Source organism: Campylobacter vulpis (assembly GCF_014217995.1).
Taxonomy (GTDB): domain Bacteria; phylum Campylobacterota; class Campylobacteria; order Campylobacterales; family Campylobacteraceae; genus Campylobacter_D; species Campylobacter_D vulpis.
In genome coordinates this window covers 537,096-552,854 of the sequence record NZ_CP041617.1, presented here as the reverse complement: position 1 = coordinate 552,854, position 15,759 = coordinate 537,096, and the positions used below count along the sequence as shown (strand labels likewise).

19 protein-coding genes are annotated in these 15,759 nt (G+C 32.9%); 8 read left to right on the top strand and 11 right to left on the bottom strand.

The genetic code is table 11. The annotated features are described in order from the left end of the window. Positions 1-13: 13 nt before the first annotated feature. Positions 14-847 carry a cysteine ABC transporter substrate-binding protein gene (locus CVULP_RS02820; protein WP_099507339.1) on the bottom strand — a complete coding sequence of 278 codons (834 nt, stop codon included), beginning with the start codon at positions 845-847 and terminating at the stop codon, positions 14-16. Between the two features lie 126 nt (positions 848-973). Between CVULP_RS02820 and CVULP_RS02815 the strand changes: the two genes are divergently transcribed. Together CVULP_RS02815 and CVULP_RS02810 are read left to right on the top strand one after the other, a co-directional pair. Then, positions 974-2,071, top strand: a complete 1,098-nt coding sequence (locus CVULP_RS02815) for a JlpA family lipoprotein adhesin (RefSeq protein WP_099507338.1) — start codon at positions 974-976, stop codon at positions 2,069-2,071. After that, positions 2,068-2,802: a YaaA family protein gene (locus CVULP_RS02810; protein WP_099507337.1), complete on the top strand. Its 735-nt coding sequence runs from the start codon at positions 2,068-2,070 to the stop codon at positions 2,800-2,802. The genes CVULP_RS02815 and CVULP_RS02810 overlap by 4 nt, the downstream gene beginning before the upstream one ends. Here the strand turns inward: CVULP_RS02810 and flhB are convergent. From flhB to CVULP_RS02795, 3 genes are all read right to left on the bottom strand, one after another. Beyond that, the gene (gene flhB / locus CVULP_RS02805) at positions 2,799-3,869 is read right to left on the bottom strand and encodes a flagellar biosynthesis protein FlhB (protein WP_099462606.1); all 1,071 of its coding nucleotides are present in this window, start codon (positions 3,867-3,869) and stop codon (positions 2,799-2,801) included. The two genes, CVULP_RS02810 and flhB, sit on opposite strands and share 4 nt — an antisense overlap. 105 nt (positions 3,870-3,974) lie before the next feature. Next, a complete protein-coding gene (locus CVULP_RS02800) occupies positions 3,975-4,208 on the bottom strand; it encodes a hypothetical protein (protein WP_141085324.1) in 234 nt (77 codons plus the stop codon). Between the two features lie 185 nt (positions 4,209-4,393). After that, positions 4,394-4,990, bottom strand: a complete 597-nt coding sequence (locus CVULP_RS02795; protein WP_099461778.1) for a peroxiredoxin — start codon at positions 4,988-4,990, stop codon at positions 4,394-4,396. A 211-nt stretch (positions 4,991-5,201) separates the two neighbouring features. On the opposite strand from CVULP_RS02795, the gene CVULP_RS02790 reads away from it, so the two are divergent. The 6 genes from CVULP_RS02790 to CVULP_RS02765 all read left to right on the top strand — a co-directional run bounded on the left by CVULP_RS02790 (position 5,202) and on the right by CVULP_RS02765 (position 8,482). Continuing rightward, positions 5,202-5,486, top strand: coding sequence for a DUF362 domain-containing protein (locus CVULP_RS02790; RefSeq protein WP_099461775.1), 285 nt, complete (start codon positions 5,202-5,204; stop codon positions 5,484-5,486). Between the two features lie 105 nt (positions 5,487-5,591). Beyond that, positions 5,592-6,005: a nucleoside-diphosphate kinase gene (gene ndk / locus CVULP_RS02785; RefSeq protein WP_099461772.1), complete on the top strand. Its 414-nt coding sequence runs from the start codon at positions 5,592-5,594 to the stop codon at positions 6,003-6,005. Next, positions 6,005-6,364, top strand: coding sequence for a DUF177 domain-containing protein (locus CVULP_RS02780; RefSeq protein ID WP_099461770.1), 360 nt, complete (start codon positions 6,005-6,007; stop codon positions 6,362-6,364). The genes ndk and CVULP_RS02780 overlap by 1 nt, the downstream gene beginning before the upstream one ends. An 18-nt stretch (positions 6,365-6,382) precedes the next feature. Continuing rightward, the gene (rpmF, locus tag CVULP_RS02775; RefSeq protein ID WP_004276400.1) at positions 6,383-6,529 is read left to right on the top strand and encodes a 50S ribosomal protein L32; all 147 of its coding nucleotides are present in this window, start codon (positions 6,383-6,385) and stop codon (positions 6,527-6,529) included. 5 nt (positions 6,530-6,534) lie between these two features. Then, positions 6,535-7,515 (top strand): phosphate acyltransferase PlsX, encoded by a 981-nt coding sequence (gene plsX / locus CVULP_RS02770; RefSeq protein WP_099507603.1) that lies wholly within the window; start codon positions 6,535-6,537, stop codon positions 7,513-7,515. Continuing rightward, entirely contained in the window at positions 7,496-8,482 is a 987-nt protein-coding gene (locus CVULP_RS02765; protein ID WP_099461768.1) for a beta-ketoacyl-ACP synthase III, read from the top strand. Before plsX ends, CVULP_RS02765 begins: the two co-directional genes overlap by 20 nt. A 26-nt stretch (positions 8,483-8,508) precedes the next feature. Here the strand turns inward: CVULP_RS02765 and serC are convergent, their stop codons facing one another. The 7 genes from serC to fliH all read right to left on the bottom strand — a co-directional run bounded on the left by serC (position 8,509) and on the right by fliH (position 15,756). Next, the gene (serC, locus tag CVULP_RS02760) at positions 8,509-9,582 is read right to left on the bottom strand and encodes a phosphoserine transaminase (protein WP_099461766.1); all 1,074 of its coding nucleotides are present in this window, start codon (positions 9,580-9,582) and stop codon (positions 8,509-8,511) included. A 12-nt stretch (positions 9,583-9,594) separates the two neighbouring features. Beyond that, positions 9,595-10,758, bottom strand: a complete 1,164-nt coding sequence (xseA, locus tag CVULP_RS02755) for an exodeoxyribonuclease VII large subunit (RefSeq protein WP_099507601.1) — start codon at positions 10,756-10,758, stop codon at positions 9,595-9,597. After that, positions 10,748-11,461, bottom strand: coding sequence for a bifunctional demethylmenaquinone methyltransferase/2-methoxy-6-polyprenyl-1,4-benzoquinol methylase UbiE (gene ubiE / locus CVULP_RS02750; protein WP_099507602.1), 714 nt, complete (start codon positions 11,459-11,461; stop codon positions 10,748-10,750). The genes xseA and ubiE overlap by 11 nt, the downstream gene beginning before the upstream one ends. Before the next feature lie 5 nt (positions 11,462-11,466). Next, positions 11,467-12,573, bottom strand: coding sequence for a hypothetical protein (locus CVULP_RS02745; protein WP_213242994.1), 1,107 nt, complete (start codon positions 12,571-12,573; stop codon positions 11,467-11,469). A 47-nt stretch (positions 12,574-12,620) separates the two neighbouring features. Beyond that, positions 12,621-13,031: a peroxide-responsive transcriptional repressor PerR gene (perR, locus tag CVULP_RS02740; RefSeq protein ID WP_099461508.1), complete on the bottom strand. Its 411-nt coding sequence runs from the start codon at positions 13,029-13,031 to the stop codon at positions 12,621-12,623. Between the two features lie 81 nt (positions 13,032-13,112). Next, positions 13,113-14,951, bottom strand: coding sequence for a 1-deoxy-D-xylulose-5-phosphate synthase (dxs, locus tag CVULP_RS02735; protein ID WP_099507437.1), 1,839 nt, complete (start codon positions 14,949-14,951; stop codon positions 13,113-13,115). Next, positions 14,941-15,756, bottom strand: a complete 816-nt coding sequence (gene fliH, locus CVULP_RS02730) for a flagellar assembly protein FliH (RefSeq protein ID WP_099507436.1) — start codon at positions 15,754-15,756, stop codon at positions 14,941-14,943. The genes dxs and fliH overlap by 11 nt, the downstream gene beginning before the upstream one ends. Between the last annotated feature and the right edge of the window lie 3 nt (positions 15,757-15,759).

Here is a 15,759-nt window from a genome sequence, read left to right as displayed (position 1 = left end):
TTGCCCTTAAATTTTAAAGTTTTCCGCCCTCAATGACGACATCATCAGCCTTAATATCTGCTCCAAAATGCACCTTTAAACTCTCATCATAAGCCTTGTGAAAAAACTGCTCTGCGGCTAAAGAAATGATTAAATTATCAATAAATTCTTTCAATTCTTTATCGCCTTTTTTAACCGCTGGAGCAATAACATCTTGATTTCCAAGCTCCTTAATCACAACCTTATAATCAGGTCTTTCCTTAACCCAAGCAAAAAGCAAGGTATTATCGTGAGCTAGAGCATCGCCTCTTTTATCCATTAGGGCTGCGAAAGTTTCAGTATTTTGGTCAAATTTCAAAGTTTTAATATCGGCGTGATTTTTAGTAAAATATGCATCTGCTGTTGTGCCTTTATTTAAAATCAAAGTTTTATCCTTTAAATCTTCCACGCTTTTAATCTCACTATCTTTAGGCACTGCCACGCCTAAAGCCACTTTCATATAAGGCAAAGCGAAATCAACCTGCTCCGCTCTTTCTGGAGTTTGCGTGAAATTTGCAAGGATAATATCGACCTTATTAGACTTTAAAAACTCGACACGATTTGCCGCCTCGACAAGCACAAATTCGACTTTATTTTCATCACCTAAAAGCTCTTTTGCTATACGTTTAGCAAAAATAATGTCATAGCCTTGATTTGCACCCTTTTCATCGACATAACCAAAAGGAGGCTTATCACCAAAAACACCGATTTTAACTACTCCTGAGTTTTTAATTCTTTCAATGGAATTTACTCCACTCTCACTACTACCACAAGCGGCTAAAAATACCGCAACAAAAGCCGTAAAAATACTTAAAAATATTTTTTTCATTTTTGTCCTTTCCATTAAATTTGTGTTTATTTTAATACAAAAAAATTAATTAGGATAAAAATTATCGAAAAAAAGTTAAGAAAAAATTGCTATAATTTCGCCTTATTTTAATGGCAAAGGAAAAAAATGAAAAAGAATTTAGCTCTACTTGGTGTTTTAGCACTTTTTTTGGCTGCTTGCTCATCAAATGATCTTAGCGATGAAATTGTTAAAAAATATGAAAAATCGCTTAATGACTCCGCACAAAAAACTATACAAGAGCAAATGAATGCCTTTCCAAATCTTAAGGTCGATTTTAAAAATTTCACTTGTAAAGCTGATGGGGCTTTTATAGAGTGTCAAAGCTCTAATTTTTCGTTAAGCAATAAAGAATCAAAACTTTTCGATATTCAAAACATTAAATTTCGCTCAAATGAAATTTACACAGAAAATAATACTTCCGGTTTAATTTCTTATAAAGATTATTACACACATCTTTTCGCTAAGCACGAGAAATTAGAAGCAAATTTGGTATTTGAAAGTCTAAAACTAAGTGATGAGAGCATTAAAGCGATAGAAAATGCAAGCAAACAGCTCATAAATGATGAAAAAATCTCCAAATTAATTCAAGACTTAAGTAAAGATACCTACAATTTTACATATACATTGCTAACAACCAAAAATGATAAAAAGCTAAATTATACTTTTTCTTATAAGCTTGATAACAATAAAGAAAATGTCATTTCTACAAATTTAGAAGGTAATTTTAAAGAAGAAATTTTTACTCTATTAGATCATTTAAATGTGAAATTTGACACCAATCAATTAGCCTTTAACTTAGCAAATTCCTCTAAAGAATTTGAAGAAGGTTTTAATAATAACTTTGAAGAATTTTTAAAACAAAGCACATTTAAAGAATTTAAATTTAATTTCAATCTTCAAACAAATAATGCCTTTAGCCCTTACATCAATATGGCAAAAGCTTCCCTAGAAGCATTACAAAATCAAAGTGCAAATGAAGAGCAAAATTTGCTTTATTCCCAAGTACTTGAGCTTATCAATGACATTAGCAAAGACCCACTTTATAAGCTAAATCTTGTGCTTGGCTTTAAAGATATGCCTGTGAGTGATTTTATCAACTTAAAAGAAGAAAGTGTTGCAAACATTACCATTAATGGCAAAGATTTTAGCACCATACTTAAAACCATTAATCAGCTTTCGCAAATAGGAGAGATTTATCCTTGAAAATTCTTTTCTCTCCTAGTGAAAGTAAAAGTAAAGAGTGCGATTTAAGTCCTTTTGATGAAAGCTCCTTTATCTTTAAGGAGCTTTTTAAATATAGACTTGAAGCGTTGCAAATTTATGAAGATTATCTTAAAAACGCCAATTTAAAAGAGCTTGAAACTCTTTTTGGCATTAAAAATCCCACACAAGAATTTTTACAAGATTTAAAAACGGCTCCCACAAAACAAGCAATCAAACTTTATACAGGCGTGAGTTATGAATATTTAAATTTCAAAACTCTTCACAAAAAAGCTCAAAATTATATCCTAGAAAATACTTTAATTTTTTCCAATCTTTTTGGCGTAGTAAGAGCAAATGATACCCTGCCCTTTTATAAATTTAAACAGGGTGCAAAGCTTAAGGATTTTAACATAGAGCATTTTTATAAAAAACATTTTAGTAAAGCTTTAGACAAATTGTTAGAAAAAGAAGAAGTGCTTGATTTAAGAGCGGGATTTTATGATAAATTTTACACGCCACAAAAGAAAGTTAGCACTTATAAATTCCTTAAAAATGGTAAAATAGTTAGCCATTATGCTAAGGCTTATCGGGGCATTTTACTAAGAGTGGCTGCGGAAAATGAAGTTAGCTCAAATCAAGAATTACTCTCTAAACTTCCCCCAAATTTAAAGCTAAAAGAAGTCAAGCAACTCAAACTTAAAGAAGAAATTACCTTAGAAATTTTAGATTAAGATTTAGGAAATTTCTTTTTATTTGCCTGATAAACAAATTTAAAGACTTCACTTACCGCCTTAAAAAGTTCTCTAGGGATAAGTTGGTCGATATCGCAATCCTTATAAAGCTGCCTTGCAAGAGGAGGATTTTCATAGACGATAACATTGTGTTTATATGCCATTTCTTTAATGCGTAAAGCAAGAAAATCCACCCCCTTAGCCACCACTCTTGGGGCATTTTCTTTAGTCGTATCATAACGCAAAGCCACAGCATAATGTGTAGGGTTAGTGATGACCACATCGGCACCTGCGACATCTTGCACCATTCTACGCCTTGCCGCTTCCATTTGCAAACGCCTAATTCTACCTTTAACCTGTGGATCCCCTTCCATTTGCTTATACTCATCTTTAATTTCCTGCTTACTCATTCTAAGACCCTGAAAATATTGAAAACGCACCAGAAAAACATCTAAAATAGCGATAATCAAAAAAGCAATAATCACAATAGCTGCCAAAATCAAAGTTTTATCCCTCAACCAGACCATTTGTGCAGCAAGACTATAAAGCTCGACTTTAGGAAGTTCTTTGACAAATTGAAGTAGAACAATAAAAGCTATGGTAAAAACGACGCTCACTTTAAGAATAATTTTGACACTTTCGATGAGTTTTTTGAGAGAAAAAAGATTTTTAAGTCCTTTAAGAGGATTAATTTTACTTAAATTTGGCATAATGGGCTTGGTTGTAAAAATAAAGCCAAATTGCATCACATTACCAATAATTCCTGCAACCATAATGCTTAAAACTATGGGAGCTAAGATAATCAAAACCTCAAAAATGCTCTTCATCATAATGGCTTGAATAATGCGTAAATCAAATTCCACACCAATAAAACTTTGATAATAGCGATACAAATTCGCCACTCTCTCACCCATAAAACCCAACAAAAATAAGAGCAAAGTAATCGCCACAATCAAGGTTACCACAGCGGCTGCGTCTTGACTTTTAGGAACATTACCCTCTTGTCTAGCATCTTCTATTTTTTTGGAGGTGGGTTCTTCCGTTTTTTCTTGGTCTTCGCCTGCCATATTTACCCTTAAAAAATTTAAAGCTAAATTATAATGAAAAAATATAAATTTGTAGAATTTTATCTAAGAAAGTGTGGTCTAAAACAAAAGTTTAGACCAAGAATTTTAATCTTTGTTTTTTAAAGCTTCAACCATCTCTTGATGATTTTTTTTATTGGTATTTTGCAAAATGGCTATAATGCCCCAAATCGAAGCAATGAGACAAAGAAAACCTCCAAATAAGAGCATTATCGTAAAATAGCCTATCACACAAAGGATAAAGTTAAAAATCGCTTGTATCCAAAGACCTCTAACAAGTAAGGCAACATAGGGGAAGAAAAATGCTAAAATATAAATCATATAATTCTCATAAAAGTAAAATAAAAGCTCATATGATACCCCCCCCCCCCCCTTAAAATTTGCTTAAATTTACTTTAAGTCGAATTTAGATAGAAAATCAGTTTAATTATGTTTGTAAAAAATCAGTTTGAAATGAAGAAAAAGGGTTAATAATGAAGAAAAAGCCTCAAAAAGAGGCTTTAAGATTAAAGTTTGCTTTCGTTTTTGTCAAGATATTCAGCTACGCCTTTAGGATTAGCTTTCATACCTTCATCGCCTTTATTCCAACCAGCAGGGCAAACTTCTCCGTGCTCATTTGTGAAAAGCATAGTATCGACCATTCTTAGCATTTCATCAATATTTCTACCAAGCGGCAAATCGTTAATCACAGCGTGACGAACCGTGCCATCAGCATCAAGTAAAAATGAGCCACGAAGTGCGACAGCTTCAGCAAAGAGCACATCGAAATTTCTAGCAATTTGCTTAGTTAAATCGGCAACAAGTGGAAATTTAACTTGACCAATACCACCTTGATTAACAGGCGTATTTTTCCAAGCAAAATGAGAAAATTCATTATCTCCTGAAATTCCTATCACCTCAATGCCTCTGCTTTTAAATTCTTCATATCTCTTATCAAAAGCGATAATTTCTGAAGGGCAAACAAAGGTAAAATCTTTTGGATAAAAGAAAACGACAGCACCCTTTGGACCTATGTTTTTGTAAAGATTAAAATCATTTACAATCTCATTATTGCCTAACACTGCTGGAGCAGTGAAATCTAAAGCTTTTTTTGTAACAATCATTGTGTTCTCCTAAATAATAAAATTTATTGATGGCAAAATTATATCATTTAAAACTTTAAATAAGATTTAAAAATATAATAGAAAATGTAAAAAACAATAATTATTATCAAAAATAAGGCTTTTTTGATTATCAAAAAACGATAAAATTATATTTCTTTAAGATTTTACCGATAAAATACTCAACAAACATCAAAAGTTATAAGGAGTTAAAATGGCTGTAAAAATCACAGATAGTTGCATTGCTTGTGGGTCTTGCATTGATGAATGTCCAGTTAGTGCTATCGTAGATGACGTTAGCAATCCTGAGGGAGAGGATAGATACTATGTTTATTCAAACAAATGTGTTGAATGCGTTGGACATAATGATCAACCAGCCTGTGCTAGTGCCTGTCCAACTGATGGTTGCATTGTTTGGAGCGAAGTTGCTTCGGGACAACCAAGCAGAGAAAATATATCAAATGATATGAGAAGTGGCGATACTCCTGTATTTGCTTAAAATTTTTAAAGCTAGTTTTCACTAGCTTTTCTTTGTTTAATTTTCTTATAAACAAATTTAAGTATAATTCCAAGTTTTATTTACAAAAATTGTCAAGGAGTGATTATGGAAAAAACTTTATCTATCATCAAACCAGATGCCGTTAAGAAAGGTGTTATAGGTAAAATTCTAGACCGCTTTGAAAGCAATGGCTTAAGAATAGCAGCGATGAAAAAACTGCAATTAAGCAAAGAGCAAGCTGAGGGATTTTACGCTGTGCATAAAGAAAGACCATTTTTTAAAGATTTAGTTGAATTTATGATTAGCGGTCCTGTAGTTGTTTCTGTTTTAGAAGGCGAAAATGCTGTGCTTAAAAATAGAGAATTAATGGGTGCAACAAATCCTAAAGAGGCTAAAGCTGGAACTATTAGAGCGGACTTTGCTGAAAATATCGACGCAAATGCTGTTCACGGAAGTGATAGTCTAGAAAATGCAAAAATAGAGATTGATTTCTTTTTCAAATCTAATGAAATTTGCTGATGAAAATCGCTTTTTCTAGAATTAATTCTACCGCTTATCCTTTTAGATTAAATTTGGAAAACATGGTCTTTGAGGGAAATTTAAGCAGAGTTAATTCTCAGCTTGTAAAAATTCAAGCAAAAATGCAAGGTTTTGTTTATAGACCTTGTGATAGATGTGGAGCGGAATTAGAACTTCATATTGATGAAAAACTAAATCTCTTAGCAAGCGATGGTCTTTATAAAGATCCTAAAAATGAGCTAAGTGATACGATAGAATTTTTTGATGCCCATATTGACTTATTAGAAATTGCTATGGGCGAATTAGAAGCTTATTTAAGCGACTATTTTTATTGCAATTCTTGCAGTGAGAAAGATTAAATTTAAAAAGGAGAAAAAATGGCAGTCCCTAAGAGAAGAGTGAGTAAAACTCGTGCAGCTAAACGCAGGACACACTATAAAGTTAGTCTTCCTAAGCCTATAAAAGATAAAGATGGAAGCTACAAAATGCCTCACCGTGCTAATCCGCTAACTAAGGAATATTGAAAATTATGATAAACATTGCCATTGATGCAATGGGGGGCGACTTCGGTGAAAAGCCTATTATAGAGGGCGTTATAAAAGCTTTAAATGTCAAACCTTTTAATGCTATCTTGGTAGGCAAAAGTGAGGTTTTAAAACCGCTCATTCCAAAAAATTTGGAACACTTGGTTCAATATGAAGAAGCTAAGGAGGTTTTTTCTATGGAGGAAAATGCCACCGATGCTTTAAAACGCAAAGATACGAGCATATACAAGGCTGTCGAGCTTGTTAAAAATGGCAAAGTCCAAGCCGTAGTTTCGGCTGGACATAGTGGAGCTAGCATGTCTTTAGCAACACTTAGACTTGGGAGATTGCAAAATGTCTTAAGACCAGCAATAGCGACATTAATGCCGAATATTGCAGGGACAACTCTACTTTTAGATGTGGGTGCAAACACGGATTGTAAAAGTGAAAATTTGTTTCAATTTGCTGTTATGGGCGAGGTTTATGCAAAGGAAATTATGCAAATTGCGAAACCAAGAATCGCCTTGCTTTCAAATGGAGAAGAGGAATGCAAGGGCAATGAGCTTACCAAAGAAACGCATCAACTAATGAAAAAACTTCCAAATTTCATAGGTAATGCTGAAGGGCGTGATATTTTTAATGCAAATGTCGATGTTTTAGTTTGCGATGGTTTTAGTGGCAATGTCATTTTAAAATCCTGCGAAGGTGTGGCTGGAGCGATTTTTAAAATCTTAAAAGCAGATATTAAAACAAACTTAATCTCCAAATTTGGAGCAATACTAATGAAACCTTCCTTTATGCGTCTTAAAAAGAAAATTGACTGGCAAGAATACGGTGGTGCACCTCTACTTGGCGTAAAAGGCTGTGTGATTATCAGTCATGGAAAAAGTGATGCGAGAGCTATTCAAAATGCTATTTTTCAAGCACTTCATTTTAGCGAAGCTAATATTAATAAAGCCATAGAAAATGAACTTTCCAAATTTTAAAGCCTCTCTTAGAAGTATAGCATCTTATGTGCCTGAACAAATTCTTAGCAATACAGATCTTGAAAAAATGGTTGATACAAGTGATGAATGGATACTGCGCCGGACAGGTATCAGTGAAAGAAGAATAGCCGCAGATGACGAAAATACTAGCGACTTAGGTACAAAAGCTGCACTAAAAGCCTTAGAAAGAGCGAGGTTAAAGCCAAGCGAAATTGACGCCATACTTGTAGCAACTTTGAGTCCTGATTATTTCACTATGCCTTCAACAGCTTGTAAAATTGCTGCAAATTTAGGGCTTTATAATATCACAGCCTTTGATATATCCGCAGCTTGTTCGGGCTTTATCTATCTTTTAGAGCTTGCCAAAAGTTTGGTAGAGAGCGGTGCTAAAAAAAATGTCCTTATCATAGGTGCAGAAAAAGCAAGTTCGCTTATGGATTATAAAGATAGAAGTATTTGCATTCTCTTTGGAGATGGAGCTGGAGCTGGAGTTATAAGCCTTGATAAAGAAAATCCTATCATCGATGTGCATACAGCAAGTAATGGGACTTATGGAGATTTACTTATGACAGAGCGTTCCAAAAATGTAGAAATTTGCTCTCCTTTGGCGATGAAAATGAAAGGTAACGAAGTTTTTAAAATAGCCGTTCAAACCCTAAGTAATGATGTTGTAGAACTCTTAGAAAAAAATCATATTCGCTCATCACAAATTGATTTGTTTGTCCCCCATCAGGCAAATCTTAGAATCATCAAAGCCGTGCAGGAAAAGCTCGGCTTAGAAGATGAAAAATGTGTTATTACTGTGCAAAAGTATGGCAATACTTCCGCAGCCTCCATACCTATGGCAATGAATGATGCTTATGAAGAAAAACGCCTTAAAAAAGGCTCTTTAATCTTACTTGATGCTTTTGGTGGCGGTTTTACTTGGGGATCAGCCCTGCTTCATTTTGGGGGAGAAAATTTTTAAGAAAGTCAAAAAACTTTCTTAAATTACTAGGCATATTTATGGCGAAATTCTTTCATAAAATCACATAGGATTTTTACTTGTTCTAAAGTTATAGCATTATAAATACTCGCACGAATTCCACCTAAAATTCTATGCCCTTTAAGTCCTATCATACCAGCTTCTTCAGCCTCTTTAACAAAGACATTTTCAAGCTCACTCTTTGCTATATTAAAACTTATATTCATTAAGGATCTATCTACTTTTTTTGCATATCCCTTGTAAAAACTCTCACTTTTATCTATCGTCTCATATAAAAGATTTGCTTTTTGCATATTTTTTTGATGGATTGCATCTAAGCCACCTAAATTTAAAAGCCACTGCATTTCAAGATTAAACATATAAATTGCAAAGGTTGCAGGAGTGTTAAAAAGAGAATTGTTTTCCGCGTGGATAGCATATTTTAACATACTTGGGATATTTTTCCCCCTACTTCTTTCAAGCATATCTTTGCGTATAAAAAGACAAGAAAGTCCTGAAATTCCAGCATTTTTTTGCACACCACCATAAAAAAGAGCAATATCGCTAAAATCCACCTTCCTAGAAAAAAAATCACTCGAAGCATCGACAATTAAAGGCGTTTTTGTTTTTGGATATTCTCTATACTGGGTGCCGTAAATGGTATTATTTGAGCAAATATAAGCATAATCAGCCCTATCACTAAATTCCACCTTAGGAATATAAGAAAATTTTTCCTCCTCACTGCTTGCTACAATCCTAACATCAAGTCCTAAGATCTGCGCTTCTTTAATCGCCTTTTTCGTCCAAACTCCCGTATTTGCATATTCACAAACGCCTCCCATAGTCAAATTCATAGGAATCATCGCAAATTGTAAGCTAGCTCCTCCTTGCAAAAATAGCACCTCATATTCTTCCCCCAAACCATAAAGTTCTTTAGCCTTTTGCATCGCACCAAAATGCACCTCTTCAAAAATCTTAGTCCTATGACTAATCTCCATAATAGAATAACCCAAACCCTTATAATCACAAAACTCCTCCTGCGCCTCTTTTAAAAGCTCTAATGGCAAAGTTGAAGGACCTGCACTAAAATTAATCTTTCTCATACTCTCTCCTTACTATAAAATTTTAGCTTCTTTTTCTACATTTTGTGAGCTAAGAAGTAAGGTATCACCACTCTTTAACTCTTCCAAATGCACTATTTTACCATTTTTTCTAAGCGAAACTAGATGTTTGCTTTTTTCAAAAAAATTTTCGTGCTGCAAGTAAGCATTTTTTAACTTTTCAAATTCCAAAAAACTGACTTGAATTTTATTTTTAATCAATAAATCCAATTGTTTTTTGAGGCTTTCTAAATGCTTTATTTTTTGCCCTATCATCAAAGGCAAAGAATTTGCTTTGAAAATTTTTTCTAAATTTGAAAGTTTATTATCTAAATTTTTACAAATCATCATAAAACTTGTTTTTAACCTATCCTCTATAAAATCAAGTTTTTGTTCCAAATCCTCTTTGGAAGGTAGCAAAATGTTAATGGCAGCACTTGGAGTGGGCGCTCTTAAATCCGCCACAAAATCACTAATCACATAATCAATCTCGTGTCCTATGGCTGAAATTATAGGCGTTTTAGCAGCGAAAATTTCTCTTGCTAAAGCTTCATTATTAAAACAAAACAAATCCTCTCTGCTCCCCCCTCCTCTTGCTATAATAATCACATCAAGCCCTGTCATATCAGCCTTTTTTAAGGCATTAATTAAAGAAAGTGGAGCGTTTTGTCCTTGCGTAAGAGCGTTAAAAATATAAATTTTCGCCAAAAAATAAGCCTTTTGAGTAATGATTTTAAGCATATCCTCCAAAGCAGCCGAAGTAAAAGAGGTGATAATTCCAACCCTTAAAGGAAATTTTGGAAGAGTTTTTTTATGAGCTTCATCAAATAAACCCTCCTTTTGCAAACTCTCCTTAAGTGCCAAAAAACGCGCTTCTAAATCTCCAAAACCCTCTTTTTTCATATTCTTAGCGATAAATTGATAACGCCCACTTTCAGCATATAAACTCAAACTCCCCTCAAGCTCTAAAAAATCACCCACCTTTGGCTCAAAATCGACCTTAAGATTATTCCCCTTAAACATCACGCAAGCTACGCTTGAGCGTTCATCTTTTAATTCAAAATACCAATGTCCGGAATTATGCTTTGTAATTTTAGAAAGCTCTCCACTCAAAAATATATCGTCAAAATGCGATTCAAGCAATGCTTTAGCTCCTAAATTTAACTCACTAACGGTCATTTTTTCTCACTATAAACATAGAGCTTACTCCAAAGCTAAAGCTTTTAAAATCTACATTTTTAAAGCCTACACTTTCAAGTTCTAGCATAAATTCTTCCTTACTTAAAAATTCTTCAATAGAATTTGGCAAATAAGCATAAGCTTCCTTGTTTTTACTAATAAAACCTCCCAAACTTGGCAAAATATTTTTAAGATAAAAATCTCTAAAAAACGCTACAAAACCACCTTGCTCTCTTTTAGTAAATTCTAAAACAAGCAAAATGCCACCCTTTTTTAATACTCTAGCAAATTCACCTAAAGCCCTTTGCCTCTCAACCACATTACGAATTCCATAACTGATACTTAAAATATCCACACTCTCACTTTCTAAAGGTAAATCCTGTGCCCCAGCTTCGATAAATTCAACACTTTTAAATTTTCTCTTCGCCTCTTTAAGCATTTGTGAGCTTGGATCTATGCCTCGTATTTGCTTTATGTTTTTATGAATTTTTTGCACACTTTCTTGCCAAATTTCTATCATATCCCCCGTGCCACAAGCCACATCGACTATATTTAAATTATCGTTTTCATAAATCTTTAAAACTCTTTCGCAAGCCTTCCTTCGCCAGCTCACATCTACACCAAAACTCAAAATTCGATTTGCTTTATCATAAGTTGGAGCAATTTGATTAAACATTTCTATAATTTTTTCTTGTTTTTGCATAGTTTTTATCCTTTATAAATTTTTAAATTTTTACTCGTTTTTTCTATTAATTTTAAAATTTTCATTTGTTTTTTTATAAATTTAATAAAAATATCTTCATCAAAGACTGCTTTTAATTTTTCTAAATTTTTATCATTAAAAAAATCTGCAAAATGCTCAAGAAAAATACGGAGTTCTAGACATTGAAACATAAATTCGTCATAAGAAAAATTTCTAATGAAGAATTTTTTAAATAAAATAAGTTTTAATCGCAATTTTTGTGCCACAAAAACTTTTAAAAAAACATCTTTCTTTGCACTTTTATAAAACTCTCCCTCTCTTAAAAATAATTCAAAATCATTCAATAAATTCTTATAAAGCCTAATATTAAAGCGTTTTTTTGTATTTACATTTTGTTTAAGTTTTTCTTCTAATTTTTCAAATCCTGCTAACAATTTTTGTGCCATTTTGTCATCAAAAAGTTCAATTGCATTTCTTAAAAATACACAAATTTTTAAAACGCAAAAATGTAATTTTACTCTGCCATTTTCTTTTTTTGCTTGACTTTTAAAAGCATAAAGTAAATAAAATAAAAGCACCCTAAAACCATCATTTGCGTATAAAGATTGAGGAAAATTAAGTGTAAAATTTTGATTTTTTTCTATAATATTAAAGCAAGTGTGAAGGTCAAAAAAAGCATTTTTATACTTATAAAGTATTAAATTTTTAGAATTAAATTTTTCATCAAGTTCTCTTAAAGGTCTTATTTTTTCATCAAGTTTGAATTGACGAGCATCTTCTTCATTTTTAAATAAAACCTTTAAAATGAAAAGCTTTTTTTCTTTATAGATTTGAAAAAGAAATTTTCTATCTCCATCTAAAAATTCATAACTTTTTTTAGAAAGCACCTCAAGTAGAGCTTTTTCTTTTGCTTTCTTAAATTCTTTTTTAGAAATTTCCTCTCTCAAACCATTTTTTAATAAAAAATATTTCTCATCGATACTTTGAAATTTCAAGGTTTCTTTAGGAGAAATTTTTGTGTAAAAAGTCGTTATAGATACACTTTGTGGCATTTTCTCCGTATTCAAATCAAAAGAGTGAAGTAAAAAAATTCTTTGAAACAAATCATTCACAATAAACCCTTACTAAAAGGCTTATTTTAGCCTTTTAAGTTTAATATTTATTGACATTTTTTACAATTTTTCACATAAGCACAAACGGACAAATGCTCAATCAAATTTGAAATCTTTTTTTCAAGTTTTTCTTGATATTCATTTAATTCTATTTCGTCAAAATTTTTATCCTCGATATTTCCGCATCCGCTGCAAATAATATGAATATGTTCTTTTTCATAAATATCATAGCAGGATTTTTGATTTGCAATATTAATTTCTACAACCAAACCCTGACTTTGAAGCGTGTTAATGTTTTTATACACGGTGGCTAAAGAAATGGAGGGATATTCTCGTTTAATCTCAGCATAAAGCTCATCAATATTTGGATGTTCGTGTCTTTTTAAAATTTTCAACACACAAAGTCTTTGTGGAGTCGCTTTTAAATCATATTTTTTAAGCATTTGCAACAATTCCATAATCTCACCTTAAATTAAGTTTCAAGCAAAATCATATAAAAAATTTATTTAAAAAATGTTTATATCAAAGAATATTTTTTATTAAATAATATCAAGTATTTTTTGACTTAATTTTTTTACATCTAAACCCAAACTTACTTCAACTTCATTTAAATTTCCGTGTGTAATGAAGGCATCTTCATACTCAAAACTCACAATCTTTATGTTTAAATCATACAGGGCTACAAATTCCCTAAGCAAACTCGCCACTCCACCAATTTTAACATTTTCGCTAAAAACAAACCATATCTTAGTTTTACTGGCTAATTCTTTTAATAAAAGCTCATCTAAAGGTTTAATGAAAATCAAATCAATTAAATTTGCAAAATTTTCTCCCAAATTCTGCAAAACTTTCCACGCCTTGCCAACACCCTGCCCAAAGCCTAAAAACGCCACCTCGCTTGAATTTTTAATCAGCCATTGCGACTTAGCTAAAGAAAGTTTGCAAGAAGTAAATTCCTCCTCCAAAATAAAACTACCACGCGGATAACGAAAGGCTAAGGGACCTTGATGAAAATAAGCATATTTCACACATTCTCTCATCATCTTAGCATCTCTTGGAGCCATAAGGGTTAAATTTGGCACAGCACTTAAAAAACTCACATCAAAAACGCCCTGATGTGTCTCACCATCTTCACCAACAATCCCAGCCCTATCCATAGCAAAAACGACACTTAAATTCATAATTGCACAATCGTGAATGACTTGATCATAAGCGCGTTGTAAAAAGGTGCTATAAATCACTATAAAAGGCTTAAAACCCTCTTTTGCCATAGCTGCCATTGAGGTAACGGCGTGTTGCTCGGCTATGGCAACATCCCAAAAGCGATGAGGATATTTTTCAATCAAAGCATCAAGCCCTGTCCCACTAGGCATAGCCGCTGTAACACCGACTACATTTTCATACTTTTGTGCTAAATGAAGCAAATTTTGACTAAAAATTTCTGTCGCACTAGGCTTAGAATTTGCTTTCTTAAGACTTTCTCCGCTATCAATATCAAAAGCACCCACACCATGCCATTTTGCGTGCTTACCCTCAGCTAGTGTATAGCCCTTACCTTTTATGGTTTGTGCGTGAATAATGCAAGGTTTTTGCATCATTTTAGCTTGTTTTAAAGCATTAACAACTTCATTAATATTATGCCCATCAACAGGACCTATATACTCAAGTCCAAGTTCTTCAAACAAAAGTCCGGGCGTAATAAGCTTAAAGCTTTCCTCAAAACGCTTCGCCATATAAGTCGCACTATCTGGTAAAAAATCAAGCATTTTTTCTATGCGTTTTTTAAATTTTTGATAAAACTGCGTTGCCATCGCTTGAGAAAGATATTTTGAAATCGCACCTATGGGCTTAGAAATACTCATTTCATTATCATTTAAAATAATAACGCAAGGATATTTTCTATCGCCTAGCTCATTTAAAGCCTCATAAGCCATACCCGCACTCAATGCTCCATCGCCTATTAAAACCACAGGCGTTCTCTCTTCCTTTTTAAGATTTATAGCCTTACAAGCTCCTATGGCTAAAGAAATAGAAGTGCTAGAATGTCCAGCAATAAAATAATCTCCCTCCTCCCCTTTCGTATAACCACTTAGACCCCCAAAAGTCCTTAATGTATGAAAACTTTCTTCTCTTCCACTTAAAAGCTTATGGGCGTAAGATTGATGAGAAACATCGAAAATGAAAGGATCTTTTGCACTATCAAACACGCAGTGCATTGCTATACTAAGCTCGACAACGCCCAAATTTGAACTTAAATGTCCTCCATTTTGACTCACAACCTCTATGATTTTTTGTCTTAAATTATCGGCAAGTGTTTTAAGCTCTCCCTCGTTTAAAGCACACAATTCTAAATTTGTATGAGCCAACTTAATCATTATGAATCATTTTTTTGATTTTGTTTAAGCGTGAATTAAGGTTAGACTCTATGTTTCCAGCATTGCTTAAAATTACAACACTTCCTTTACTAATGGCATCATCTAAACTTACTTTAATATGATTATCTTGACTAAAATGCTCTTTTAAATATTCAAAATCCTCTGCATTAACTCTTAATTCAAGCTCACTAGCACCCTTAAGCTCTTCCATCAAATCCTTAGCCAAAGCATAAGCGATTTTTCTAGAATCCTCCTCAAGCTCTTTTAAAATCACTTCTTTGGCAATATCCACAGCCGTATCGGCTAATTCTTTTTCATTTTTAATCACAAAATTATCTAAATTAGCACAAGCCTCCTCAAGCTTAGAAATGCTTTTTAGATATTTATCTTTTAGAGCATTAAGCTCTTTTTCAAATTCATTTTTTGCTTCTTCAAAGCCCTCTTTTGTGTATTTTTCTTTAGCATTTTCAAGTTCACTTGCAAGGCGGTTGTTAAATTCGTTTTCTTGACTTTCAATTTGCATTTGGAGCTTGATAATATTATTAGACATTTCGTCAGTTTTTTTAAGTAAATCCTCTACAAAACTAGGTTGAAAAGCGACTTCTTGCTCCTCATTTTTTTCTTCTTTTGCCTCTTCGTTTTTTTCTTCTTTTATAGGCACTTGAGGTATGGGAGCTTCGTGATGCACTTGCTCATTTTGTGCTTTTTCTTGCTCACTCGCAAATTCAGAAATGACCTTAAAGCGATATCCCTCAATCACATGTTGTTTTGAGGTTTCGTTTGAAATTACATTACTGCGATTAATCATATT

What these genes read in the sequence shown, in the direction of transcription:
- CVULP_RS02820 (WP_099507339.1), bottom strand. Translation starts at nt 847, where the DNA reads ATGAAAAAAATATTTTTAAGTATTTTTACGGCTTTTGTTGCGGTATTT.
- CVULP_RS02815 (WP_099507338.1), top strand. Translation starts at nt 974, where the DNA reads ATGAAAAAGAATTTAGCTCTACTTGGTGTTTTAGCACTTTTTTTGGCT.
- flhB (WP_099462606.1), bottom strand. Translation starts at nt 3,869, where the DNA reads ATGGCAGGCGAAGACCAAGAAAAAACGGAAGAACCCACCTCCAAAAAA.
- CVULP_RS02800 (WP_141085324.1), bottom strand. Translation starts at nt 4,208, where the DNA reads ATGATTTATATTTTAGCATTTTTCTTCCCCTATGTTGCCTTACTTGTT.
- CVULP_RS02795 (WP_099461778.1), bottom strand. Translation starts at nt 4,990, where the DNA reads ATGATTGTTACAAAAAAAGCTTTAGATTTCACTGCTCCAGCAGTGTTA.
- CVULP_RS02790 (WP_099461775.1), top strand. Translation starts at nt 5,202, where the DNA reads ATGGCTGTAAAAATCACAGATAGTTGCATTGCTTGTGGGTCTTGCATT.
- ndk (WP_099461772.1), top strand. Translation starts at nt 5,592, where the DNA reads ATGGAAAAAACTTTATCTATCATCAAACCAGATGCCGTTAAGAAAGGT.
- CVULP_RS02780 (WP_099461770.1), top strand. Translation starts at nt 6,005, where the DNA reads ATGAAAATCGCTTTTTCTAGAATTAATTCTACCGCTTATCCTTTTAGA.
- rpmF (WP_004276400.1), top strand. Translation starts at nt 6,383, where the DNA reads ATGGCAGTCCCTAAGAGAAGAGTGAGTAAAACTCGTGCAGCTAAACGC.
- plsX (WP_099507603.1), top strand. Translation starts at nt 6,535, where the DNA reads ATGATAAACATTGCCATTGATGCAATGGGGGGCGACTTCGGTGAAAAG.
- CVULP_RS02765 (WP_099461768.1), top strand. Translation starts at nt 7,496, where the DNA reads ATGAACTTTCCAAATTTTAAAGCCTCTCTTAGAAGTATAGCATCTTAT.
- serC (WP_099461766.1), bottom strand. Translation starts at nt 9,582, where the DNA reads ATGAGAAAGATTAATTTTAGTGCAGGTCCTTCAACTTTGCCATTAGAG.
- xseA (WP_099507601.1), bottom strand. Translation starts at nt 10,758, where the DNA reads ATGACCGTTAGTGAGTTAAATTTAGGAGCTAAAGCATTGCTTGAATCG.
- ubiE (WP_099507602.1), bottom strand. Translation starts at nt 11,461, where the DNA reads ATGCAAAAACAAGAAAAAATTATAGAAATGTTTAATCAAATTGCTCCA.
- perR (WP_099461508.1), bottom strand. Translation starts at nt 13,031, where the DNA reads ATGGAATTGTTGCAAATGCTTAAAAAATATGATTTAAAAGCGACTCCA.
- fliH (WP_099507436.1), bottom strand. Translation starts at nt 15,756, where the DNA reads ATGATTAATCGCAGTAATGTAATTTCAAACGAAACCTCAAAACAACAT.